The sequence below is a fragment of the Flavobacterium sp. OHVDL-2026-0007 genome (genome assembly GCF_059882335.1).
The window spans coordinates 3,840,111-3,865,255 of sequence record NZ_CM187612.1 but is presented as its reverse complement, the minus strand read 5'-3'; the positions used below and the strand labels follow the sequence as shown (position 1 = coordinate 3,865,255).

27 protein-coding genes are annotated in these 25,145 nt (G+C 35.3%); 13 read left to right on the top strand and 14 right to left on the bottom strand.

Annotated features, from left to right (window positions below; translation table 11 throughout):
• Positions 1-213: 213 nt before the first annotated feature.
• Positions 214-1,722: a GH3 auxin-responsive promoter family protein gene (locus AC51AA_RS15880; RefSeq protein WP_500703196.1), complete on the top strand. Its 1,509-nt coding sequence runs from the start codon at positions 214-216 to the stop codon at positions 1,720-1,722.
• Between the two features lie 106 nt (positions 1,723-1,828).
• On the opposite strand, the gene serB is transcribed toward AC51AA_RS15880, so the two are convergent.
• From serB to AC51AA_RS15850, 6 genes are all read right to left on the bottom strand, one after another.
• Entirely contained in the window at positions 1,829-3,058 is a 1,230-nt protein-coding gene (gene serB, locus AC51AA_RS15875) for a phosphoserine phosphatase SerB (protein WP_500703195.1), read from the bottom strand.
• A 267-nt stretch (positions 3,059-3,325) separates the two neighbouring features.
• Positions 3,326-3,769, bottom strand: coding sequence for a VOC family protein (locus AC51AA_RS15870; RefSeq protein ID WP_500703194.1), 444 nt, complete (start codon positions 3,767-3,769; stop codon positions 3,326-3,328).
• 44 nt (positions 3,770-3,813) lie between these two features.
• A complete protein-coding gene (locus AC51AA_RS15865; protein WP_500703193.1) occupies positions 3,814-4,254 on the bottom strand; it encodes an SRPBCC family protein in 441 nt (146 codons plus the stop codon).
• An 11-nt stretch (positions 4,255-4,265) separates the two neighbouring features.
• A complete protein-coding gene (locus AC51AA_RS15860) occupies positions 4,266-4,673 on the bottom strand; it encodes a VOC family protein (RefSeq protein WP_500703192.1) in 408 nt (135 codons plus the stop codon).
• A 109-nt stretch (positions 4,674-4,782) separates the two neighbouring features.
• Positions 4,783-5,187: an SRPBCC family protein gene (locus AC51AA_RS15855; RefSeq protein WP_500703191.1), complete on the bottom strand. Its 405-nt coding sequence runs from the start codon at positions 5,185-5,187 to the stop codon at positions 4,783-4,785.
• Between the two features lie 23 nt (positions 5,188-5,210).
• Positions 5,211-5,621, bottom strand: a complete 411-nt coding sequence (locus tag AC51AA_RS15850) for a VOC family protein (protein WP_500703190.1) — start codon at positions 5,619-5,621, stop codon at positions 5,211-5,213.
• Positions 5,622-5,764: 143 nt separating this feature from the next.
• On the opposite strand from AC51AA_RS15850, the gene AC51AA_RS15845 reads away from it, so the two are divergent.
• On the top strand, positions 5,765-6,730 hold the full coding sequence (locus AC51AA_RS15845) for a GlxA family transcriptional regulator (protein ID WP_500703189.1): 966 nt from the start codon (positions 5,765-5,767) through the stop codon (positions 6,728-6,730).
• A 75-nt stretch (positions 6,731-6,805) separates the two neighbouring features.
• Here AC51AA_RS15845 and clpX read toward each other — a convergent pair whose 3' ends face one another.
• The 6 genes from clpX to AC51AA_RS15815 form a co-directional block, all read right to left on the bottom strand.
• Complete coding sequence (clpX, locus tag AC51AA_RS15840) at positions 6,806-8,038, bottom strand: ATP-dependent Clp protease ATP-binding subunit ClpX (RefSeq protein WP_500703188.1); 1,233 nt, start codon at positions 8,036-8,038, stop codon at positions 6,806-6,808.
• A gap of 176 nt (positions 8,039-8,214) precedes the next feature.
• Positions 8,215-8,889 (bottom strand): ATP-dependent Clp endopeptidase proteolytic subunit ClpP, encoded by a 675-nt coding sequence (gene clpP, locus AC51AA_RS15835; protein WP_047773182.1) that lies wholly within the window; start codon positions 8,887-8,889, stop codon positions 8,215-8,217.
• A gap of 205 nt (positions 8,890-9,094) precedes the next feature.
• Positions 9,095-10,417 (bottom strand): trigger factor, encoded by a 1,323-nt coding sequence (locus tag AC51AA_RS15830; protein WP_500703187.1) that lies wholly within the window; start codon positions 10,415-10,417, stop codon positions 9,095-9,097.
• 117 nt (positions 10,418-10,534) lie between these two features.
• Entirely contained in the window at positions 10,535-10,879 is a 345-nt protein-coding gene (locus tag AC51AA_RS15825) for a phage holin family protein (RefSeq protein ID WP_500703186.1), read from the bottom strand.
• Positions 10,880-10,931: 52 nt separating this feature from the next.
• On the bottom strand, positions 10,932-11,696 hold the full coding sequence (locus AC51AA_RS15820; RefSeq protein WP_500703185.1) for an alpha/beta fold hydrolase: 765 nt from the start codon (positions 11,694-11,696) through the stop codon (positions 10,932-10,934).
• Between the two features lie 25 nt (positions 11,697-11,721).
• Positions 11,722-12,435, bottom strand: coding sequence for a pyridoxine 5'-phosphate synthase (locus tag AC51AA_RS15815; protein WP_500703184.1), 714 nt, complete (start codon positions 12,433-12,435; stop codon positions 11,722-11,724).
• A gap of 116 nt (positions 12,436-12,551) precedes the next feature.
• Here AC51AA_RS15815 and AC51AA_RS15810 point away from each other — a divergent pair, with 116 nt between their 5' ends.
• The 8 genes from AC51AA_RS15810 to murI all read left to right on the top strand — a co-directional run bounded on the left by AC51AA_RS15810 (position 12,552) and on the right by murI (position 20,967).
• Positions 12,552-13,211, top strand: coding sequence for a CBS domain-containing protein (locus tag AC51AA_RS15810; protein ID WP_500703183.1), 660 nt, complete (start codon positions 12,552-12,554; stop codon positions 13,209-13,211).
• 106 nt (positions 13,212-13,317) lie between these two features.
• Positions 13,318-14,205: an NAD kinase gene (locus tag AC51AA_RS15805; protein WP_500703182.1), complete on the top strand. Its 888-nt coding sequence runs from the start codon at positions 13,318-13,320 to the stop codon at positions 14,203-14,205.
• A gap of 173 nt (positions 14,206-14,378) precedes the next feature.
• Positions 14,379-15,062 (top strand): type IX secretion system protein PorG, encoded by a 684-nt coding sequence (gene porG, locus AC51AA_RS15800; protein WP_500703181.1) that lies wholly within the window; start codon positions 14,379-14,381, stop codon positions 15,060-15,062.
• 4 nt (positions 15,063-15,066) lie between these two features.
• Complete coding sequence (uppS, locus tag AC51AA_RS15795) at positions 15,067-15,807, top strand: undecaprenyl pyrophosphate synthase (protein WP_500705649.1); 741 nt, start codon at positions 15,067-15,069, stop codon at positions 15,805-15,807.
• On the top strand, positions 15,740-18,487 hold the full coding sequence (locus tag AC51AA_RS15790) for a BamA/OMP85 family outer membrane protein (RefSeq protein WP_500703180.1): 2,748 nt from the start codon (positions 15,740-15,742) through the stop codon (positions 18,485-18,487). Before uppS ends, AC51AA_RS15790 begins: the two co-directional genes overlap by 68 nt.
• A 41-nt stretch (positions 18,488-18,528) precedes the next feature.
• A complete protein-coding gene (locus AC51AA_RS15785) occupies positions 18,529-19,518 on the top strand; it encodes an OmpH/Skp family outer membrane protein (RefSeq protein WP_500703179.1) in 990 nt (329 codons plus the stop codon).
• 14 nt (positions 19,519-19,532) lie between these two features.
• Complete coding sequence (locus AC51AA_RS15780) at positions 19,533-20,036, top strand: OmpH/Skp family outer membrane protein (RefSeq protein ID WP_500703178.1); 504 nt, start codon at positions 19,533-19,535, stop codon at positions 20,034-20,036.
• A gap of 154 nt (positions 20,037-20,190) precedes the next feature.
• Positions 20,191-20,967 (top strand): glutamate racemase, encoded by a 777-nt coding sequence (gene murI / locus AC51AA_RS15775; protein WP_500703177.1) that lies wholly within the window; start codon positions 20,191-20,193, stop codon positions 20,965-20,967.
• A 142-nt stretch (positions 20,968-21,109) separates the two neighbouring features.
• On the opposite strand, the gene AC51AA_RS15770 is transcribed toward murI, so the two are convergent.
• Complete coding sequence (locus AC51AA_RS15770) at positions 21,110-21,631, bottom strand: gamma carbonic anhydrase family protein (protein WP_500703176.1); 522 nt, start codon at positions 21,629-21,631, stop codon at positions 21,110-21,112.
• Positions 21,632-21,637: 6 nt separating this feature from the next.
• Positions 21,638-22,627, bottom strand: a complete 990-nt coding sequence (locus tag AC51AA_RS15765) for a PorP/SprF family type IX secretion system membrane protein (RefSeq protein ID WP_500703175.1) — start codon at positions 22,625-22,627, stop codon at positions 21,638-21,640.
• Between the two features lie 143 nt (positions 22,628-22,770).
• Between AC51AA_RS15765 and AC51AA_RS15760 the strand changes: the two genes are divergently transcribed.
• The 3 genes from AC51AA_RS15760 to AC51AA_RS15750 all read left to right on the top strand — a co-directional run bounded on the left by AC51AA_RS15760 (position 22,771) and on the right by AC51AA_RS15750 (position 25,138).
• Positions 22,771-23,670 carry a NifU family protein gene (locus tag AC51AA_RS15760; RefSeq protein ID WP_500703174.1) on the top strand — a complete coding sequence of 300 codons (900 nt, stop codon included), beginning with the start codon at positions 22,771-22,773 and terminating at the stop codon, positions 23,668-23,670.
• 156 nt (positions 23,671-23,826) lie between these two features.
• Entirely contained in the window at positions 23,827-24,234 is a 408-nt protein-coding gene (locus AC51AA_RS15755; RefSeq protein WP_500703173.1) for a YtxH domain-containing protein, read from the top strand.
• A gap of 91 nt (positions 24,235-24,325) precedes the next feature.
• Positions 24,326-25,138 carry a mechanosensitive ion channel family protein gene (locus tag AC51AA_RS15750; protein ID WP_500703172.1) on the top strand — a complete coding sequence of 271 codons (813 nt, stop codon included), beginning with the start codon at positions 24,326-24,328 and terminating at the stop codon, positions 25,136-25,138.
• Positions 25,139-25,145 lie beyond the last annotated feature (7 nt).

Genomic DNA, 25,145 nt, shown 5'->3' with positions numbered 1-25,145 from the left:
GGTTCTAGATTTTCTTCTTAAAATTCAGAATTTTAAGCTTTAAAATTCGTTTTCAGAATTGGAATCTTTACCGGAAATAAAATTGTTTTTTATAAAAAAACACTATTTTTGATACAACGACAAAGTTAGTATTTGTCGATCGATATTCAAATCTTATATTTATGAGTTTTGCGCTAATGGCAAAATTCCGAAATCTAAAATCTAAAATCATACATGCCCTTATCTATCATCAACTCGTTTGCCTCTTGGGTCCTCAAACAAAGGATACATCAAATAGAACTTTTTCTAAAATATCCAAATGAAGTTCAAGAAGAACTGTTGTTAAATTTACTGCAGTCTGCAGAAAACACGGTGATTGGGAGACAATATGAATTTGCATCGATAAAATCCTACTCCACTTTTATCGAAAGAGTGCCTATTGCCACTTACGAAGAATTGCAGCCTTTAATTGAACGCACTCGTCAAGGAGAGCAAGGTGTGTTTTGGGAAACTCCTATAAAGTGGTTTGCTAAATCAAGTGGCACTACGAATGCCAAAAGTAAGTTTATCCCCGTAAGTAATGAAGCTCTTGAAGATTGTCATTACAAGGGCAGTAAAGATTTACTTTGTTTGTATCTGAACAATAATGAAGATTCTGAATTGTTTTTAGGCAAAAGTCTCCGCTTAGGCGGAAGCTCACAGATCTATGAAAACAACAATACTTTCTTCGGTGATTTATCGGCTATATTAATTGAAAACATGCCAATATGGGCGGAATTCAGTAGCACACCAAGCAGTAAAACTTCGCTTATGAGCGAATGGGAAACAAAAATTGCCGCTATTATAAACGAAACCAAAAATGAAAACGTAACCAGTTTTGCTGGAGTTCCTTCTTGGATGTTGGTTTTGATGAATAAGGTTTTAGAAAATACTGGTAAAGAAAGTTTACTAGACATCTGGCCTAATCTAGAAGTTTACTTTCACGGAGGGGTCAGCTTCTCTCCATACAAAGAACAATACAAGAAAATCCTACCTAGTAAAGATTTCAAATATTACGAAATATACAACGCTTCTGAAGGCTTTTTTGCCATTCAGGATTTAAACAATTCCAGCGACTTATTGTTAATGTTGGATTATGGCATTTTCTATGAATTTATTTCAATGGACAGCTTTGGAACTCCCAACCAAAAAGTGGTTCGTTTAGCTGATGTTGAATTAAATAAAAACTATGCCATTGTCATTACGACCAATTCTGGATTATGGCGCTATTTGATTGGTGATACAGTTCGTTTTACTTCCCTAAATCCGTATAGAATTCGAATTACAGGAAGAACCAAACATCATATTAATGTTTTTGGAGAAGAGCTTATGGTCGAGAATACCGATCAAGCGATTGCCAAAGCCTGCCAACTTACCCAAACCGAAGTGATCGATTACACAGTGGCTCCTATTTTTATGGAAGGCAAAGAAAAAGGTGCACATGAGTGGATGATTGAATTCAAGAAAAAACCTGCTGATGTTGGACTTTTTCAAAAAGTTTTGGATGAAACATTACAATCTTTAAACTCTGATTACGAGGCCAAACGCCACAACAACATGACCTTAAACCCTTTGGTAATCAATGTTGCCCGCGAAAACTTGTTTTACGACTGGCTTAAAGAAAGAGATAAGTTAGGGGGACAACACAAAATCCCTAGACTTTCGAATCAACGCGATTATTTAGAGCAGTTGAAGGAGATGTAGTTTTTATCTGCACCTTCACCTCAACATTAACCATAAAATAAATCTCCATAAAACACCTTATTAAGGACTGCTTTATGGAGATTTATCATTTCTAATGTATCGACTACTACATCATATCAATATACCTATCGTGATATCCTAAAAGATATAAAACACCATCAAGACCCAAACTAGAAATTGAGGTAGAGGCATTTTCTTTTACTTTAGGTTTTGCGTGAAAGGCGATTCCTAAACCTGCTAAATTAAGCATTGGCAAATCGTTGGCTCCGTCTCCAACTGCAATAGTCTGATTGATGTGGATTCCTTCTTTCTCTGCAATAGCGGTAAGGTATTCGGCTTTCTTTTGTCCGTCTACTATATCCCCTAAATATTTACCGGTTAATTTACCATCTTTGATCTCCAATTGATTGGCATGAACATAATCGATCCCCAATTCTTTTTGCAGATATTCTCCAAAATAGGTGAACCCACCTGATAAAATAGCGGTTTTATAACCATAATATTTTAAAGCTTTCATCAAACGATGTGCCCCTTTTGTAATCGGTAGTTTTTCAGCAACAGATTGTAAAACATCTTCACTTAAACCTTCTAACAAGGCCATACGCTGCTTAAAACTTTCGTTAAAGTCGATTTCACCGTTCATAGCAGATTCCGTAATGGCTCTTACTTGCTCCCCTACTCCATTGAGTTCTGCTAATTCATCGATTACTTCCGTTTGAATTAAAGTAGAATCCATATCGAAGCACACCAAACGTCTGTTTCTTCTGTAAATATTATCCTCTTGAAATGAAATATCAACATCTAAAGTTCTTGAAATCTCCATGAAACTAGCCGTCATCGCGATCTTATTGACCACATCTCCCGTTAACGATAACTGTATACAAGAACGAGGATATTCCTCTGTTTCAACAACAGAAGTTCTACCAGTCAATCGTATAATAGAGACAATATTTAAATTCTGATCAGACAATAGCTTAGCCACGGCTGCCAATTGTGAAGCGGCTAATTTCTCCCCTAAAATATTAACAATATAACGTTGCTTAGATTGCGTTTTTACCCACTTTTCATAGTCCTCTATAGAAATGGGTATAAACTTCACCTTCACTTCTAATTCATAGGCTTTAAACAACAAATCTTTTAAAACTGGCCCAGAACTAGAACCTGCTTCAACCTCAAACAAAATCCCTAAAGAAAGCGTATCGTGAATATCGGCCTGTCCTATATCTAAAATAACCGCATCGTACGTAGCCAATACTGCTGTTAAACCCGCTGTTACTCCAGGCTTATCATGCCCTGAAACTTTTAATAAAATAATCTCTTTATCTTCTGCTGCCATTTTATCTGTGTTGTTTTGGAAGCCACAAAAATCGGCAATCTATTGTTGATAAAAAAGAATATACTTTGTTTTCTTCTATAGAAAAAACACAAATCCGCAGGATTTATTTAAATATCCCAAGCTTTGGCTTTTGCCAGTAAAATACAGCATCAAATGCTACTGCAAAAGAAAAAGAGATTATGCTGAACCATTAACAAAACAAGCAAGCCTTGTCCTTAAATGATCTACATAATCTCCTCTAAAATAATTCGATAGTACTTATTTCAATTAAGTACCCGGTATGTTCTCATCAAAGTTGACCATCCAGCCAATGCCAAATTTATCGGTAAACATCCCAAAATAAGCACCCCAAAAGGTTTTACTCATTGGCATAAAAGCATTTCCTCCAGCGGAGAGCCCGTTGAAAATTCTATCTGCTTCAGCTGTACTTTCTACATTGATTGAGATTGAAAAATTACCGCCAAAAGCCACATCACCTGATTGCTTGTTACTATCACTACCCATTAAAATGGTATTCCCTATTGGCAATGAAACATGCATGATTCTATTGGCATCTTCCTCTGCTATCTCGCCGCAGCCTCCATTTTCGTCTGCTGGCATATCTTTAAACTTTCCGATATACGGAAATTCTCCTCCAAAAACTGATTGATAAAATAGAAATGCTTCTTCGCAATTTCCATTAAAAATTAAATAAGGGTTTACTGCTGTCATGATACTAATTTTTAATTGTTTGTTGTTAGAACTATATTTTGGGATTACTTTACCTCCGAAAGCTGTTTTACCACTTCTAATCCGCTAGGAAAAGTGGTTTTAAAATAATCACTATATTTTTCAAGCGTATCCACTTTCGCCTCGAGCACAGTAAAACCATCCTCTTGGGTCAATCGATAAGTCTCCATTGAACCTGTCCACTGCGCAGTCTCAGCATCAATGGGCATTTCTTTAAAATCTTTCAATCCACTAATATGTTTGAATGCCATATACTCGTTGGGTATTTTGGTTTCAATAATACTATTCATTCCTTCCCCGTTTGGATTCAGAAAATGAATTTTACCTCCTTCCTCCCAATTGGTCTCCACATAAGTCCCTTCGCAAAAAGCAGCTGTCCATTTTCTATAGGTTTCGTCTTCCCATAAAACATCCCAAACTTTTTCACGTGGTGCTTTAATCTTTATTTTAAAATCTAATGTTTCCATACCTATTTTCCTTACGATAATTTACTGAAATCCATAAACAATACATTCCAACGATGCCCATCTAAATCAGCAAAACCACAGCCGTACATCCAGCCTTGGCTTTCAGCAGGTGGAGCGAAAATAGTTCCGCCCGCTTCTTTTACCTTCATGGCTAACTGGTCAACCTCTGCAGCGCTTTCCGCATCAATGGAAATCAAAACCTCTGAGCTTGTTTGCGTATCGGTTAGTGGGTTCTGAGAGAAACTTGCAAAAAGCGATTCCTCAAAAAGCATTACCACAAAATTTCCTTCGCCCACCACCATACAAGTCGAGCTTGGTGTGTCGTGTTCATCATTAAAAGAGAATCCTATTTTTGAGAAAAAAGCTTTTGATTTTGCCACCTCTTTTACCGGCAAATTCAGCCATATTTGTTTGGTCATTTTTTTGATGTTTTTACTATTATTAAAGCCTAGCGGCGATCCTCGTTAACCTAAACTATATTCCTTCTTTAAAGAAAAAAAGCACAAAACCGTTGCTCCTTATGCTATTCTAATTTTGCTCTACGTAGTTTTTAAAATTATCCATAATGGCCTGCCAACCTCCACGTTGCATCTCTTCTGGATTTTGTGTTTCAGGATCAAACTTTTCAATTATTTCAATTCCATTTGGTGTTTGAGCAAAACTAATTTCAACCTTTCTACCATCTCCCATGACATATTCAATGGCTTTGTTTTTTTTTACCAAAGTATATTCCCCTTCAAAATCAAAACTCATGCTGCCATCTTTGGCCGCCATAGTCGATTTGAATTTACCACCTTCTCTTAGATCATTATCAGCGTAAGGCGTATGCCAATCTGGAGAAGCAAAGCTCCATTTTGTAATATGTTCAGGTAATGTCCAAAAGTCCCACACTTTATCCAGCGATGCCTTAATTGTATTTTGTACTGTTATCATATCCTATTAGTGCTATATTAAAATTAAAGTTGTTTGGGTATTTGGGTTTCGTCTATAAAAGAAAACTCCCAGTGATGCCCCTCTAAATCAAAAAAAGAGCGGTAATACATCCAACCATAATCTTTGGCCTCTCCGTATTGAGTTGCTCCATTTTGTATGGCCTTTTCAATAATTTCATTTACTTTTTCTCGACTTTCGATTTGAACTGAAACGATTACTTCATTCGTAGTGGCAGCATTGCATAATTCTTTAGAGGTAAAAGTTTTATAAAACTCCTCCAATAATAACATAACACTAATGTTCTTAGCTATAATCAAGCAAGCTCCCTTATCATTTGTAAATTGAGGATTGAATGAAAAACCTAAGTGGGTAAAAAATGCCTTTGACCGATTTAAATCTTTTACAGCAAGATTTAAGAAAATTTTTGCTTCCATTTTGATATAAAATTACAAATTACTACAAACAAATATAAAGCATTAACAGCTGTCCTTGACTACTTTAGAAGTCAAATTTGGGGTCATTTAAGACAAAACGTGTACTTTTGTATCGGCACCGATCCTTAAAAAAAGAACAAGTCATGAGCAAAAAAGTTGGATTAATCGTTCCGCACGATTACAAATTACTAAGTATAGCCGCTATTCTTGAAGTTTTCGAAACCGCAAACAAACTGCATGTTGAGGGTGAAAAACCTTTTGAGATCTTTCTATTTCAATCCACTGAACAAATAGAACAGGAAAAGCTTTTTAATTATACCGTTAACGCCATACAAACCTCCGATCAGAAACTGGAACTCGTTTTAGTGCCGGCCTTTACAACAGACGACATGAGAGGTATGCTTTTAAAAAACAGTTCTTTCATTCCTTGGCTGAAAAAACAACATGAATTTGGAGCAGAAATTGCCAGTTTCTGTACAGGCGCTTTTTTACTTGGGGCCTCAGGGTTATTAGACGAAAAACTAGCCACCACCCATGTGGATGCTTGTAGTGCTTTTAACCAATCCTTTCCCCTAGTAAATTTAAAACCAGAAGAAACCTTAACTGCGGACGGAACACTGTACACCAGTGGCGGATCCACCTCCTCTTTTCACTTACTGATTCTTTTGATCCAAAAATACTGCGGAAATGAGATAGCCGTTCAAATTGCCAAAATTTTCGCCATTGATTTGAACCGACACAAACAAAGTTATTTTAGCACTTTTCGACCCAACCACCTTCATAATGATTCTTTGGTTGCACAATTACAGCACAAAATAGAAAACCAATACAGTACCATCGAAAAACTAGAAGAAGTCACCAAAGATATTCCGACAAGCACCCGTAATATGACCCGTCGATTTAAACAAGTGGTCGGTATTCCACCCATAGAGTATTTGCAAAACATACGCGTAGAAAGCTCTAAGAAATACTTAGTGCAGACCCAACTTTCCATTTCAGAAATCATCGAAAAAACAGGTTACAATGATCCCAAGGCCTTTAGAAAAGTATTCTACAAAATGGTGGGTATGAAACCAATTGAATATCGAGAAAAATTCAAAGTACAGTAGCATCAGTCTCTAAAAGACATAAAAAAACCTGTCCAACTAAATGAACAGGTTTGCTTTATAAAAATCAATTGCTACTTAAGAAGCAATTTCCATTCTTTTCAATAAATTCTTATTTAAGGTATGTTTTGCATAATCTTGATCGATAGTCAAAACCTTATCATCTGAACTTGGCAATTCATACATCGCATCTGTTAAGATAGCCTCGCATAAAGAACGCAATCCACGTGCTCCTAATTTGTATTCTAAAGCTTTATCCACAATAAAATCTAATGCTTCATCGGTAATATTGAATTCAACATCATCCATCAAGAACAACTTTTGATATTGTTTGATTAAGGCATTTTTAGGCTGTGTCAAAATAGCACGCAACGTTTCTCTATCCAAAGGATCCATATGAGTTAAAACTGGCAAACGACCAATAATCTCTGGGATCAATCCAAAATCTTTAATGTCTTTTGGGATAATGTATTGCAACAAATTGTCTTTATCAATATTGTCTACATTTTTAGAAGTAGAGTACCCTACTGCTTGACGGTTCAAACGTTTAGAAATAATACGCTCTACTCCATCAAAAGCCCCTCCTGCGATAAACAAGATGTTTTGAGTATTCACCTCAACAAATTTTTGATCCGGGTGTTTACGACCTCCTTTTGGTGGTACGTTTACAACCGTTCCTTCTAACAATTTCAATAAGGCCTGTTGAACACCTTCACCAGAAACATCACGAGTTATAGATGGATTATCACTCTTACGGGCGATTTTATCAATTTCATCAATAAATACGATTCCTCTTTCGGCTTTGGCTACATCATAATCAGCCGCTTGTAGCAAACGTGTCAAAATACTTTCCACATCTTCTCCTACATAACCTGCTTCTGTAAGTACTGTCGCATCCACGATAGCCAAAGGAACATCTAACATTTTAGCAATGGTTTTAGCCACTAATGTTTTTCCTGTTCCGGTTTGCCCTACCATAATGATATTACTTTTTTCGATCTCTACTTCGTCATCCAGCTGTTGCTGCATTAAACGTTTGTAGTGATTGTAAACCGCAACCGACATTACTTTTTTAGTTTGATCTTGACCAATAACATATTGATCTAAGAACGCTCTAATTTCTTTTGGTTTCTTTAAAATTAAATCACCAACTAGTTTGGCACTTCCGCTTGATTTTAATTCTTCTAATACAATTCCGTGTGCTTGTTCAATACACTTGTCGCAAATATGTGCATTAATACCTGCAATTAATAAATTGGTTTCTGGCTTTTTCCTTCCACAAAACGAACATTCTAATACTACTTTAGCCATTCTTTCTTAGTTACTAAGCTGCAAAGTTACTAAGTTTTAAAGATTTTTTGCTAAAACCTCAAAAACTTAGCAACCTATTAACTTTTTAAATTTTATATCTTTTCATTTTAAAACCTCAAAACCGCAAGTTAAAACACCCTGAACCTTAGTGTATTTGCAACTTTGAATGCTAAAAATTAACCTCTTCTTAATACTTCGTCAATCATTCCGTACTCCTTAGCCTCGTCAGCGATCATCCAATAATCACGCTCACTATCCTTGTGTACTTTATCAAAAGTCTGTCCTGAATGTTGAGAGATGATATTATACAATTCATCTTTCAGCTTCAACATTTCACGTAAGTTGATCTCCATATCAGTCGCAACACCTTGTGCTCCTCCTGATGGTTGGTGAATCATTACTCTTGAATGTGGTAAAGCAGAACGTTTTCCTGCTGCTCCTGCACATAATAAAACAGCTCCCATAGAGGCTGCCATTCCTGTACATATCGTAGCTACGTCCGGTTTGATATATTGCATAGTATCGTAAATTCCTAATCCTGCATAAACACTTCCTCCAGGAGAATTTAGATAAATTTGAATGTCTTTTGAAGCATCAGCACTTTCTAAAAATAATAACTGAGCCTGAACGATATTGGCGATTTGATCGTCGATACCCGTTCCTAAAAAGATAATTCTATCCATCATTAATCTTGAAAACACATCTAATTGAGAAATATTCAACTGACGCTCTTCAATAATATATGGAGTCATATTAGTTGGATTCATTGCGGCTACGATTTTGTCGTAGTACATAGCATTTACTCCTTGGTGCTTTGTCGCAAATTTTTTAAATTCTTTACCGTAGTTCATATTTTAAGTGTTCTAAGTTTTACGTTATTATCTGTACATTCCTATTATCAAAGGTCGTACCTCTTTACAAATGATGTCAATATGTCTTCTTTTGGCGCCACACAAGTTTTAAGCTTCCAATTCTCCGGATTCCAAACCGAAAACAAAAAAAGAGCGTCAAAGAAAAAAATCTATTGACGCTCAAATATACTTATTTTTTTAGAAATTATTCTCCGTATGAAGCAGCGATAAATTCGTCATAAGTTACTTCTTTTGTTGTAGGGTTTGCTTTTTCTTTAAACACCTGTAACAATTTCTCAGCTACCACTTGCTCAGAAAGTTTTTTCACTTCGTCTTGGTTAGATAAAACTCTAGCCACGATTCCTTGAACTTCTTCGTCAGTTGGATTTGTTTGTCCAAATTGAGCCATTTGTTGTTTGATTGCATTTGTTGTAAAAGCTTTCAAATCTTCGAATGTAATTTGGATATTACTTTGAGCCATTGCTTTTCCTTCAATTAATTGGAAACGCAATCCTTTTTCAGATCTTGCATATTCCACTTCAGCCTCTTCTGCAGAAAGTTTTTTCTCTCCAACAGTTTGCAACCATTTTTTAAGGAATTCAGCTGGTAAATCAAATTTTGTGTTTTCGATCAAGAAATCTTGAACATCTAACAATAATTTTTGATCTGCTTGCTGTGCGAATTGAGCTTCAGCATCTTCTTTAATTTTAGCTTTCAAATCTTCTAGTGAAGCTACTTTACCTTCTCCGAAAAGTTTGTCGAACAAATCTTGGTTCAATTCAGCTAATTCAGCTCCGTTACTAGCTTCGATAGTGAAGTTTACTTCAACATCTAAACCGTGAACATCATCATGACCTACTTTAAGGTAGTCCATTAATTGGTGATCATCTTCGAATAAACCTTTAGTGCTTACTGTAACAACATCACCAACTTTTTTACCGATGAATTGATCAGCAGCAGCTTTAGCGAATGTAGAAACAGAAATAGTAGTTGTATTGTTGATTCCTTTTTCTTCGTTTGAGAAAGTTCCAGTTAAATCAGAATCAGCAGTTACCACTTCTTGTGGAATTGCTTTTCCAAATTGTTTTTGGATACGCTCTACTTGACCATCGATTAATTTATCATCAGCCGTAACGATGTATTTTACGATATCATTTTTAGCTTCTAAATTAATTTCAAAGTTAGGTACTAAACCAATTTCATATTCGAAAGTTAGTTCTTCAGCATCCCAATCAAAGCTTTCGTTTTCTTTAGCCAAAGGAGTTCCTAAAAGATTTAATCTTTCAGATTGCACGAAACGCTCTAAAGCCAAATCAACTACTTTTTGAACTTCTTCTTGTTTAATTGATTTTCCGTATTGTTTTTCAACTAGGTCTTTAGGTACTTGTCCTTTTCTAAAACCTTTAACGGTAGCCAATGGCATTTTTTCGTTAATTCTTTTTGCTACTTGACCTTTATAATCCATGTGAACAACTGTCATTACAATCGTTTCGTTCACAGCATCTATTGCTACTCTTTTAATATCCATCTTCTTCTTTAATTTACATAATAAAATTGGGTTGCAAAATTATAAAATTTTTGCAACCCAACCAAGTTTTTAATCTATTGTATTTCAAGAGTATTTTAACACCCTTACTATTTTGATTTATTTATCGTCACCGACTACTTTATAAGTAATAGACTGAAGAATAGACAATATAATACTGAACAATAAAGCAGTCCAGAAGGAATCCACTGCAAAGCCGCCTACTATATTTGTACACAATAAAATAATGATCGCATTAATCACTAACAAAAACAATCCTAAAGTAATAATGGTTACCGGCAATGTTAAGATCACTAATATTGGTTTTATAAAAAGATTCAACAATCCTAAAACAAAAGCAACAATGATCGCAGTGGTAAAACTAGCCACATGCACACCCGACAGAAAATTAGCAATTAATAATACCAAGCCTGCAGTCACAAGGAGTCTAAGTAATAGTTTCATATTTTTTTGATTTTAAATTTTAATAAAAGTAATAAAATTTTCATTAAAACAGTTAGTCTTTTAGAAAGGCAGTGGTTAGTTCAAAAAACAATTTAGGGTTTTCAGCGTGAAGCCAATGTCCCGCACCAGGGATCGTTTCAAATGATGCCTTGGGAAAATGTTGGCGAATGTCTTCAAAATCTCGATCTAAAATATAACCCGATTCCCCTCCTCTAATAAATAAAGTAGGTTTTTCGAAAACTAAATCATCAGCTAAAGCTTTACCGATCACATCCATATCTTTATTAAAAACGGATAGATTAAATCGAAATGCTAATTGCCCTGGTTCCTGCCAATATAAATTTTTCATCAAGAACTGACGTGTTCCAAAATCAGTGACATATTGAGCCAAAACGGCCTCCACCTCATTTCGACTTGGCTTCACCGTAAAATCAACTGCATTTAAGCCCGCTAAAATATCTTGATGATGCTGTTTATAAAATTTAGGACCAATATCGGCTACAATTAATTTATCCACCATTTCAGGATAAGTGGTTGCAAAAAGCATCGCTACCTTTCCACCCATGGAATGTCCTAAAATGTCAATTTTATTCAACTGATTGGCTTGACAATATTCAAACACATCTTGCACCATCACTTCGTAAGACCACTGATCGGAATGAAAACTACGCCCGTGATTACGCAAATCTAAAATATGAACCTGAAATCCAGCATCGACGTATTGCAAAGCAAGAGTTTTCCAGTTATCCGACATCCCTAAAAATCCGTGCATGATGACAAATGGTTTTCCTTCTCCTTCTATTTTTGAGTAAAGCATAATTACAATTTTGAATCCTTAAAAATTATTTCAATTTATTTAAATACATATTTACGACATTTTCCAATCCTAAATACAAAGCTTCTGAAATCAAAGCATGTCCAATAGAAACTTCAAGTAAGCCAGGAATATGTTGTTTAAAAAATGCTATATTATCCAAACTCAAGTCGTGACCTGCATTAATACCCAATTCCAATTCATTGGCTAATTTTGCTGCTGCTATATAAGGATCAATTCCACTTTGGTTCCCTAAGCTGTACTGATGAGCAAAAGCCTCCGTATACAACTCAATTCGGTCCGTTCCTGTTTTTTTCGCTCCCTCAATCACTTCCAATACTGGATCAACAAAAATGGAAGTTCTGATCCCATTGCGTTGAAATTCTTGAATCACTTCAGTCAAATACGATTGATTGGCAATCGTATCCCAGCCCGCAGAGGATGTAATCGCTCCAATAGCATCTGGAACTAAGGTCACTTGTGTAGGCTTACACTCTAGTACCAAATCGATGAAATTATGTTGAGGATTTCCTTCAATATTATATTCCGTATGCACTATCGCTTTTAAGTCGCGAGCGTCTTGATAGCGAATATGACGCTCATCTGGCCTAGGATGAATAGTAATCCCTTGCCCACCGAAATTCTGAATATCAGTAGCCACTTTTAATAAATCAGGAACATTTCCACCACGTGCATTTCGCAGGGTTGCAATTTTATTGATATTTACACTTAACTTTGTCATATAAATAGATAATTAATTCTAGTAACACTATATTTGTTACGACAAAAATACAAAGTAAAACGTAGCGTTTTTTGGTATTTTTTGATTATTTTGCATCAAATATCTTCAACTGATTTATGACAGAAATTACGAACTATATTACCAATGATTTCAAAGCGATTGATAGTCAAGAAACGATAGCATCGATTCAAGATTTTTTTGCTGATTCCGATTTTTCGCACTTCCCAGTGCTGGAGGACGGCGTCTTTATTGGAAGTATTGCCACTGAAGACATTGAAACATTTGACACAGACAAAAAAGCCATCGACTACAAATATACTTTTGAACGCTTTTTTGCTAGAAAGTCCATGATTTGGTTGGATCTATTGGAAGTTTTTACCAAAAACCACACTACCATTATTCCTGTCCTAGATGACAACAATGGGTATATAGGATATTATGAAATGGTGGATATCATGAAAATTTTTCAGGAAACTCCTTTTTTAAAAGAGCAAGGCGGCATTATTATCGTTCAAAAAGGAATTTTGGATTATTCCATGAGTGAAGTAACACAAATTGTAGAAAGCAATAATGGAAAAATACTGGGCTGTTTTGTCTCTGAAGCTAGTTTAGAAGATGTTCAGATTACCGTCAAAATAAACTTAGGAGCGATGAATGAAATCATTCAGACCTTTAGAAGGTACAATTATGAAATTATTTCTGAACACCAAGAAGACACCTATATCAATAGTTTAAAAGAACGTTCTGATTACCTAGACAAATACCTTAATATCTAAATTAAAGTCTGAGCTAATATGCCTTTAAGGGCACTAGTCACAAAGTAAATTCTTAATGCTTTAATTGGCACCTTATCTAATTTTTCTCATTATCTAATTCAAAAGAATGAAAGTAGCCATCTACGGACAGTATTATCAAAATAGTACCGAACCCATCATCAAAGACATTTTTATTTTTTTCAATACCAATAATGTCGAAATGGTAATTGAAGAGAATTTCTTAAAAATGCTCTACGAAAAACAGCTCGTTAAAAGGGAATACAAAACCTTTTCTGCCTCTACTTCCTTAGATCATAGCTTTGAAATGTTAATTAGTATTGGTGGAGACGGAACCATTTTGAGAGCTGCTACATTAGTTCGCAACTCTGGCGTTCCCATTTTAGGGATCAATGCAGGAAGACTGGGTTTCTTAGCTACCGTACAAAAGGAGAATATTGATAGCTTCTTACAGTTTGTCATCGACAAAAACTACACGATCTCAGAAAGAACACTACTGAGTTTAACTTGTGAACCTGCCAATGAAGCTATTGAAGGAGATTTGAATTTCGCCATGAATGAGGTTACCGTGAGCAGGAAAGACACAACCTCGATGATTACTGTAGACACCTATTTAAATAATGAATACTTAAACTCGTATTGGGCAGATGGATTAATCATTGCCACACCAACAGGTTCCACAGGCTATTCCTTAAGCTGTGGTGGCCCCATACTGACTCCTAGTGTAGAAAGCTTGGTCATCACACCCATAGCCCCTCATAATTTAAACGCCAGGCCGCTAGTGATCCCGGACGACACTGAGATCAAACTTCGTGTTTCTGGTCGTGAAGATCAATATTTAGTTTCTTTAGATTCTAGAATTTCTTCCATCAAAAACGAATCTGTTTTAACCATTAAAAAAACCAATTTCAAAATAAAAATGGTCGAAATTCCAGGCGAAACTTTCTTAAAAACCTTAAGAAAAAAACTACTCTGGGGAGAAGACAAAAGAAATTAGGCTATTTTCTGACACCCGACTATACGATAACAACATTTTTTTCCGTTCTGCATGTAACGAATCCTCACTGAATACGGCAAAACCATGTCGTAAATTGAAAAAAAAGCACATTTTAGTAAAGGAACGTTGAAACGTAGTGATAATTATTATATTTGCACGCAATTTTGAATTAAATGAAGAACATTTTTAATTTTTTGTTATGCTTTTTACCTTTCGTAACTCTCCAGGCTCAAATCAATGAGATTGGGGTTTTTCTTGGTGGAAGCAACTTTGTAGGTGATGTTGGAAGCACCACGTACATAGCCCCCGAAAAATTAGCTTTTGGTGTTTTGTATAAATGGAATAAAAGCCCACGTCATTCGTATCGCTTTTCCTATATGCAATCCACTGTTTCTGCCAATGACATCAATTCCAAAGAAAGTTCACGCCACAACAGAGGTTATGCCTTTGAGAATAGCCTAAAAGAATTTTCAGCGGGACTTGAATACAATTTCTTTGATTTTAATTTGCATAAAAATGTAACCAAAATCACGCCTTATTTATTCTCCGGTTTATCTTATTTTAGTTACCATGAATTTTATCGCGATCCCACAACGAGACAATTAAGAGAAGGAGTTTACGATAGCTCCATTGCCATACCTATTATATTAGGAATAAAATCAAATATAAGTAGACGCTTTGTGTTAGCCGCAGAAGTTGGTGCCCGCTATACCTTTGTGGACAATATAGACGGAAGCTACCCAAGCGACAAAGACCAATACCATTTTGGAAATTTAAATAATAATGACTGGTATGTCTTTTCAGGAATCACATTAACGTATACCTTTGGACAAAAACCTTGCTATTGCGCAGAATAATAAAATGAATTTACTAGACTCTATAGATCAAACAAACTTGCCTAAACACCTAGCCATTATCATGGATGGAAATGGTCGTTGGGCTAAACAACAAGGTTTTTTAAGAGCTTTTGGCCACGAAAATGGAACAAAATCTGTAAAAAAAACCATTACTACCTGTGCTAAATTGGGCATAGAGTATTTAACCCTTTATGCTTTTTCTACCGAAAACTGGAATCGCCCGAAATTAGAAGTGGAAGCTTTGATGCGAATTTTAATCAATTCCTTAAAAAAAGAACTAGGCACTTTACAAGAAAACAATATCAAATTGAATGCTATTGGAAACCTTGACAAACTACCTAAATCGGCACAGAAAGAACTGCTAGATGTTATTGACAAAACAAAAGACAATACCCGTCTAACCCTTACTCTTGCTTTAAGTTACGGATCAAGAGAAGAATTGGTAAATACCATCAAAATCATCAGTAATAAAGTTAAAAATAATATAATTTCAATAGACTCTATTGACGATTCAATTATAAATGAGCATCTTTACACGCAAAATTTACCCGATGTAGATTTGTTAATACGAACAAGTGGAGAACATAGAATAAGTAACTTTTTGTTATGGCAAATTGCCTATGCTGAATTATATTTTACTGACGTCTTGTGGCCAGACTTTAAAGATCAAGATTTATATGGGGCTATTATTAGTTATCAAAAAAGAGAACGTAGATTTGGAAAAACCAGTGAACAAATTAAATAATTTTTTAGTGTTACAAAAAAGAATACAACTAGTCCTTACCCTACTTCTTTTGGGTAGTTTTTCACAAATAAAAGCACAAGAAAGAGTTCCTTTTGACCAAGGAAAAAAATACATTCTTGCTAAAGTTTCTGTTGTTGGTAAAATAAGCTTCAATGAGCAAACTGTTGTGACGTTTTCTGGCCTTCAAAAAGGTCAAGAAATAACCGTACCAGGAGAAGAAATTAGCGGCGCTATTAAAAAATTAGGCAAGCTAGGTCTCTTTGACGAAATTTCATTTTATGTCAATAAAGTCGAAAACGACAGTATTTATCTAGACTTGAATATTGTAGAACTTCCTAAACTAAACGAAGTAAAATTCGTAGGTATTAAGAAAAGTAAAGTCGAAGGATTAATTAAAGACAACAGTTTAACTAAAAACAAAATTGTCAACGAAAATTTAATTACCACTACTAAAAACTACATCGAAAACAAATACAAAAAAGACGGTTTTTACAACACCAAAGTTACCATTACCAATACACCTGACACCATTAACGGTCATCAGGTAAACATGTTGGTACGTGTAGACAAAGGCGATAAATTAAAAATCAGCAGTATTGATTTCACAGGCAACAAACAACTCACAGACAAACAGTTGAAAGGAGCCATGAAAGACACTAAACAGAAAAACTTTTTACGTGTTTTAAAAGCCTCTAAATTTGTTCCTGAAAAATACAAAAGTGACTTAGAAAAGGTAGTTTCTCTCTATAAAGAAAAAGGATATCGTGATGCCCGTATTATTTCTGATTCTGTGGTATTCGACAAAAAGAAAAACATGTTAGCCATTAAAATTAACATGGAAGAAGGAAACAAATACTACTTCGGAGATATTAAATTTTTAGGAAATACGGTTTATCCAGATCGCGTACTGGCGCAATATTTAGGTATCAAAAAAGGAGAAACGTATAATGGTGTTTTACTGGAAAAAAGGATTGCAGACAAAACAAAACCTGATGCTGAAGACATCACCAACTTGTACCAAAATAACGGATATTTGTTCTCTAATATCAACGCTGTAGAGGTAAAAACTGCCAACGATACGATTGATTTCGAAATCAGAGTAACCGAAGGACCTATTGCCTATTTCAACAAAATCTCAGTAGTAGGAAACGACAAAACAAACGACCACGTTATTTACCGTGAACTAAGAACCAAGCCAGGTAATATGTACAGTAAACAAGAGTTGGTTAGAACCATTCGTGAAATTGGACAATTAGGATTTTTTGATCCAGAAGCGATTGACCCAAAATTTAAAAACGTTGATGCTGGTGCAGGAACGGTAGATATCGAATACAATCTTGTTGAAAAAGGATCTAGCCAGGTCGAACTTCAAGGAGGTTACGGTGGAGGTGGTTTCATTGGAACTTTAGGATTATCTTTCAATAACTTCTCTGCTCGAAATATATTCAAAAAAGAGGCTTACAAACCCCTACCAATGGGAGATGGTCAAAAAGTATCTTTGCGTTTACAAGGAAGTACTTATTTCCAAACCTACAGTTTATCGTTCTCAGAGCCTTGGTTTGGAGGAAAAAAACCAGTACAGTTTAGTTCTTCTATATCCTACAGTAAACAATTCTTGAACAATTATGTGACTAGAGATGTGGATAAAAGCAAAAGTTTTAATATCTTAACCTTACAAGTTGGATTAGCAAAACGTCTTACTGTGCCAGATGATTATTTTGTACTATCTCAATCGGTAAGTTACCAACATTATGATTTGAACAATTATAACACAGGTTTGTTTACCTTTGGTAATGGAGCTTCTAGAAACTTAGCGTATACAATCGGACTATCAAGAAGTAATAAAGGGGTTAACCCAATATTCCCAACCTATGGTTCAGAATTTAGTATTACAGCAAAAGTTACACCTCCTTATTCCATGATGAATGGAGTAGATTATGGAGATCTACAAAACCAAAAAGAATACAAAACAAAATATACAGGAGCATCGACTTCAGGTGTAGACGGTCAACCACTTAACAATGGTGATTTTGTTAAAACAGAAACGGTTAACGGACAAACTGGTTATGTAAGTGTTGGATCTAATTTTGGCAATGCAGATACTGATATCGGTAAAGTCGATCAAAAGAAATACAATTGGTTAGAATACTATAAAGTTAAATTTAAAGCAGACTGGTATACTAAAGTATATGGTAAATTAGTTTTAAGAACATTAACAGAGTTTGGTTTCTTAGGCGCTTACGATCAATCAAGAGGTGTTGTACCTTTTGAGCGTTTTTACTTAGGAGGAGACGGAATGGCAAATTACTCTATGGATGGAAGAGAAACCATTGCATTAAGAGGATACCCTAACAACTCTCTAACACCTGTAAATGCGGTAGGAGATCAAATTGGAGCGACTATTTATAACAAATTCTCTATGGAGCTACGTTACCCAATTACCTTAAAATCGTCTGCCTCTATTTATGCTTTGACATTCATAGAAGCGGGTTCATCATACCCAACGTTCAAATCATATAACCCATTTGATTTATATCGTTCAGCTGGTGTAGGTTTACGTGTATTTATGCCTGCATTTGGATTGTTAGGAATCGATTACGGTTATGGTTTCGATGCTTTACCAGGTCAAACGAAAGCGAATGGTTTTGAAACCCACTTCCTTATTGGGCAACAATTCTAGAGTAATACTATTTGGTTAAAAATTTTCAATAAATTAATGCTATGAGAAGACCATTATTATTTATATTTTTAGCCTTGATTGTAGCACATACAAGTCAGGCACAGGGTAAAACGACCCGAATAGGCTATATTGACATGGAGTACATATTGGAGAACGTTGCTGATTATAAAGAAGCAAAAGCCCAATTAGAATTGAAAGCGCAAAAGTGGAAGCAAGAGATCGAAGCTAAGAAATTAGCCATCAATACACTCAAAGAAAGTCTTAAAGCTGAAAAAGCTTTACTTACAAAAGAGCTTATTGACGAAAGAGAAGCTGAAATTAAATTTTTAGAAGATGAAATGCTCGACTATCAGCAAAAGCAATTTGGAGCTGACGGGAATTTAATCCGACAAAAGGCAGGCTTAGCAAAGCCTATTCAAGACCAAGTTTTTACCGCTGTTCAGGATATAGCTGAGGCCAAAAATTATGATTTTGTTTTTGATAAATCATCCGATCTTACCATGCTTTTTAGCAACAAAAGATTTGATATTAGCGATCAGGTTTTACGTGTTTTAAACCGCACAGATAAACGAGAGCAGTTGTCAAAAAAACAACTCAAAGAGCAGGAAGCTAAAGAAAGCATAGAAAATGCTCTTGATGAAAATCCAGCTTTACAAGACAGGAAAAAATTACAAGACGATAGAAAAGCGGCTAGAGAAAAACTAATTGAAGATCGAAGATTAGAATACGAAGCCAAGAAAAAAGAATACGAAGACAGAAGAAAAGCGATACAAGCGGAACGAGAAGCTAAAAAAAATGGCACGGTTTCTGAAACAGCCAAAACAGCCACACCTCAAACAGGGGAAGCTGCAACAACTGAAAAAACAACAAGCACTACGCCTGCTGTTAATAAAGAAGAAGAAAGACTAAAACTTTACGAGCAACGCAAGAAAGAATTAGAAGAAAGAAAAAAGAAAATTTTAGAAGAACGAGCAGCAGCTAAAAAAGCAAAAGAAGCTGAAACACAGAAAACGAATACGACCAATAATTAATTAATATTTTAAAAATGATGAAACAAATCAAAACTTTACTAATTGCTGCCTTATTAATTTTAGGAGCAAATAACACAATGAACGCACAAGCTAAGGTAGCTCATGTTGATGTTAGCGAGATCATGTCGAAAATGCCTGCAATGCTAGATGCTCAAAATCAACTACAAAAATTAAGTGGTACATATGATGCAGAATACAAAAAAATGGTTGACGAATACCAAACAAAAATCAAAAAGTATGAGGCTGAAGCTGCAACTGTAACTGAAGTGATCAACGGAGAGCGTTCTAAAGAAGTTCAAGACATGCAAAAAAGAATTGTTGATTACAGAGACAATGCACAAAAAGAACTACAACAAAAAGAAACGGATATCGTTAAACCATTAATGGAAAAAGTAAGAGCTGCTATCCAAAAAGTTGGAAAAGCAAAAGGTTACCAATATGTATTAGACGGTTCTACTTTATTGTTAGCTGACGGTCCAAACATCACTGTTGACGTAAAAAAAGATTTAGGATTCTAAGAAACGAATTTCTTACCCATATAAACTGCTCTATTCTTTTTAAAAGTTGGAGCAGTTTTTTTTTACATTAAATAAAGATTAAAAAATAATAATATTCCCCAATTTCACTTCAAGAGGAATATCAAATTATTTCAAAAATTAGTAAATTTGTACTATGACGAATAACAATCCTATAGGCGTATTTGATTCCGGTATTGGAGGAACCTCCATTTGGAACGCCATTCACGATCTACTTCCTAACGAAAAAACCATTTATTTAGCCGATAGCAAAAATGCTCCTTATGGTCAAAAAACCAAAGAGGAAATTGTGGCTTTGAGCAAAAAAAATGTCGATCTTTTACTGGAGATGAATTGTAAATTGATTGTTGTTGCTTGTAACACCGCCACTACTAATGCCATTCGAGAACTGCGTGCAGATTACGACATTCCCATTATTGGTATTGAGCCTGCTATTAAACCAGCTGCTACTAATTCCAAAACACAAGTCATTGGTATTTTAGCCACTAAAGGCACACTGAACAGTGAATTGTTCAACAAAACAGCCGAAATGTTTCAGCATACTAAAATAGTCGAGCAAGTAGGTTATGGATTGGTGCAACTCATCGAAGAGGGAAATTTAAATTCTCCTGAAATGACGCAATTACTAGAATCCTATTTACGCCCTATGATCGAAGCCAATATCGATTATCTTGTACTAGGTTGTAGTCATTATCCGTACCTGATTCCTCAAATTAAGAAAATACTACCAGAACATATCCAAATCATAGATTCTGGTGAAGCTGTAGCAAGACAAACACTAAACATATTACGTGAAACGGTAGGTTTGGCGAATACAGCCACAAACGAACCTACTTTTTATGTCAATTCAAATCCAGCCGTTCTAGAAGAGATTTTGAATCATCAGTACACTGTGATCGAAAAGGACTTTTAGCACGTAAAACCGATACTATTTCAATTATATAGATCCCTTTAGAGTCTAGCAAAGAGCTCTAAAAAAGAACCCTCGAAGTAAACAAAAAATTATATGAACCAAAAACTGGCATATTCTTTACCCAAAAGAACAAAATACTTCACTAAGGTTCGTTCTTAAACCAACCCGAATACATCACATAATTGTTTGAGATACGTTCAATTTCTCCCGCGAAGTCAGACTGATCAATATCTTTTACCTTTTTTGCCGGAACACCAGCATAAATACTACCTGAAGTCACCACGGTGTTTTGTGTAACCACAGCACCAGCAGCGATAATTGAATTGCTTTCCACCACACAATTGTCCATGACGATGGATCCCATTCCAATCAACACATTGTCATGAATCGTACAACCGTGTACAATAGCATTGTGACCAATTGAAACATTATTCCCTATAATAGTGGGGTGTTTTTGATAAGTGCAATGGATAATGGCACCGTCTTGAATATTTACTTTATTTCCAATAGTAATGAAATTTACATCACCACGAATTACTGTATTAAACCACACACTACAAGAAGCGCCAAAAGACACATCGCCAACGATGGTAGCATTTTCAGCAACATAACAATCTTCTGGAATTACAGGGGATTTTCCATTAACCGATTTAATTAAGGCCATAACTGTTTAATTAATAGCGGGGCAACTACAATCGTAACGCTCCTTTTTACAAAATAAATTAATACCAAGGGTGATCTGGTGATAACCACCAGTATCAAATTTCACATCGCCTACCACATTGGAATAGGTATAAGCAAACATAAAGTTTTTAAAATTTACTCCTACGATAGGTGTAAAATATTGCAATTTCTGAGCGGCCACGCCATTTCCAGAATTGTATTGTGCGCCATCAAAGCTTCTTCTATACGACAAGGCAGCCCATAGACTTCCAAAGTCCATGTTTTTATAGGCTTTTAAGTTCAAATCAATTGACTTTTCTTTGGTTTTATCAAATAATTGAAACAGCACAGAGGGCTCCCAACTAATATTGTCTCGTTTACCAAATACATATCCCGTGCTAAATAAAAACTTTCTTAAATTATTGCTTTCGTATTCTGTATACAATTCCCTTCTCGTTTCCAAAAGACCTTGAACAGTAAGGTGGGCATAAAAATTTAAGAAATTATAAGAAGCTCCCACATCCATATTGAAGTACGAATCTTTTTGAATGGAACCAAAAACAATGGGATCAAAACTTCCTCCAAATTGAGTCTCGTCTAATTGACTTTGAATTATGCCTCCGCTAATACCAAAAGAAAGTTGATTCAAATCAATCTCGTCTCTAGAAAACAATATATGATGTGCATAAGTAAGTTTGACTCCCTTTTGCGAATGATAGCCATTCTTATCATTAAAAACAATAATTCCGGCTCCTGATCTTTCCCCTACTCTGCCATTAAAACTCAAGGTTTGAAGTGAAGGTGCATCATCTTGCCCAAACCACTGTTTTCTCGCGGTTAATCTTATCTTCGCGCAATTTGCAGCACCGGCCATTGAGGGGTGAATTAGATAATAATTATCAGATAAATAATCGGAATAAACCGGTATTCCTTCTTGTGAATAGGAATACAACGATGTGATTAAAAAAATAAATAAAACCTTGATTCTAAATTTCATAAAGGCATTTTTATTTAAATATATTGGCTCTTTTACTTATTTAAAGAGATTAAACTAAAAAGAGTCTTAATTATTTTATTAAAAAATCAAATATAGCTATTAGTAGAAAATAACTTTACTAAATTTGTAAAAAATTACACATCATGACAAAGATCACCATAAGAGAAACTCAAAATCCTACTATCTTAAAGTTCGAATTTGAGGATTTCATTACCCAAAATCAAAATTTCGAATTTAAAAACATTGACGAAGCACAAGCCTCACCATTAGCACAGCAGTTGTTTTACCTTCCCTTTGTAAAAACAGTTTATATCTCCGGAAACTTTATCGCTATTGAAAGATACAGTATAGTAGAATGGGACGATGTAAAAGATGCTGTAGCAGAACAAATTGAAGATTATGTAGCCAAAGGTGGTGTTATTATCAACATAGACGAAAGCAAAACAAAAAAACAACCTATTACGGTGTATGGTGAAACCACTCCAAATCCAGCAGCCTTAAAATTTGTAGTGAGCAGAATGTTGACTAAAAATGCTATTGAATATAAAAACATTGATCAAACGGCTTCTTCACCATTAGCCAAAGAATTGTTCAAATTTCCTTATGTAAAAGAAATTTTCATTGATGAGAATTACATTTCGGTAACCAAATATGAGATCAACGAGTGGGATGAAATCACGTTGGAACTTAGAACTTTCATCAAACAATATATTGAAAATGGTGGAACTGTTTTAGATGAAACTCTAGTTGAAGTGGCTACTAAAAATGACATCACTAAAGATGAAGCTTTTGATAAATTAGATGTAACCTCACAGCAAATCATTAATATCTTAGAGGAATATGTTAAACCTGCGGTTGCTGCCGATGGAGGAAATATTGCTTTTGAATCTTATAATGAAGAAGACAAAACGGTAAAAGTAATTCTACAAGGAGCTTGTAGTGGTTGTCCATCTTCTACCTTTACACTAAAAAGTGGAATTGAAAATATGCTAAAAAGTATGTTGAACGATGAAGCGATTAAAGTGGAAGCTGTAAATGGATAATACCTTGTTCAGAAAAGAATATAGAGCGTCTCCTTTGAGACGCTTTTTTTTAGCACTCACCTATCCTATTCGCTATCAGTAAATTATTACAGTAATAGCCTCATAATTCCTCAAAAATCGTTAATATTGTATTCTTAACTAATCAATATCAAAACTATGGGATTATCTTCATTTTTTAAGAATCTATTTGGCGCAGCCAAAGATTCTGCGACAGATTTGGCCAATCAAGCCGAAAGCACTTTTGAACAGGCTAAAGAAGCCGCTGCTCCTTATCTTGATAAAGCAGAAAATTTTGCGGAAGAAACCATTGCAAAAGCCAAAGAAGCTTCAGAGCCATTACTAGACACTGCTGCTGACTATGCGCACCAAGCCAAAGACATCATGGGTGAATATGTCGAAAAAGCAACGGATTCTATCCACGAAGTAGTGGAGACGGTAAAAGAAAAAGCAAGCGATTTAACCAACGACACCAAAACAATTGCACAAGAGACAGTAGCTGATGTGAGCGAAAAAGTAAAAACGGCCACTGACGAAATTACGGACGAAACGCCACCTAAAGAATAAGCGCTGCTTCATAGGTTCAAAAATAAATATTTTTATCTTTGCAACATTAACACACCTTCTCTATTGAGAAGGTTTTTTTATTTTAAAAATCATGAAATTAGATCCAGAACAATTTAGTCATTACGCCACTAGATTTATTGACGCCTTAGTTGATTATACCCCAAAACTAATCTCGGCCTTCCTAATTCTATTTGTTGGAATATACGCCATTAGAATTATCAAAAGAATCATTACCAAAGTCATGGTCCAAAGAAATCTAGACCCCACCCTGAGTAATTTTCTATCTGATATCTTATTGTGGGCGTTACGAATTTTATTGTTTGTAGCCTTCATCGGAAAACTTGGTGTTGAAACTTCCTCATTTGTAGCTATCCTAGGTGCCATGGGACTTGCGGTAGGTTTGTCATTGCAAGGTTCGCTTTCTAATTTTGCGGGCGGGATGTTAATTATCGTTTTCAAGCCATTCAAAGTAGGCGATACCATTGAAGCGCAAGGTGTAATAGCAACAGTAAGTGAAATTCAGATTTTTGTTACCAAATTACACACAGCCAACAACCAAACCGTTTTTGTACCCAATGGGGCTTTATCCAACGGAACCATCATCAATTATTCAATGCAGGGAGAAAGAAGAGCCGATTTAACCTTTGCGGTTTCTTACGATTCTGATATCAAAAAGACCAAAGAGATTCTTTTAGATGTTTTAATTAAAAACCCTAAAGTACTTAAAAAGCCAGCTCCTGAGGTTTTTGTGAAAAACCTAACCGCTAGCGCTGTTGAGTTTTCAGTAAGACCATGGGCTAAAAATGTTAATTATGGCGCTGTTTTTTCTGAGACTTTAGAGAATTGCAAAACAGCTTTAGATGAGGGCGGAATTGCAATTCAACCGTATACCCTTCAAAAATAAAATAATC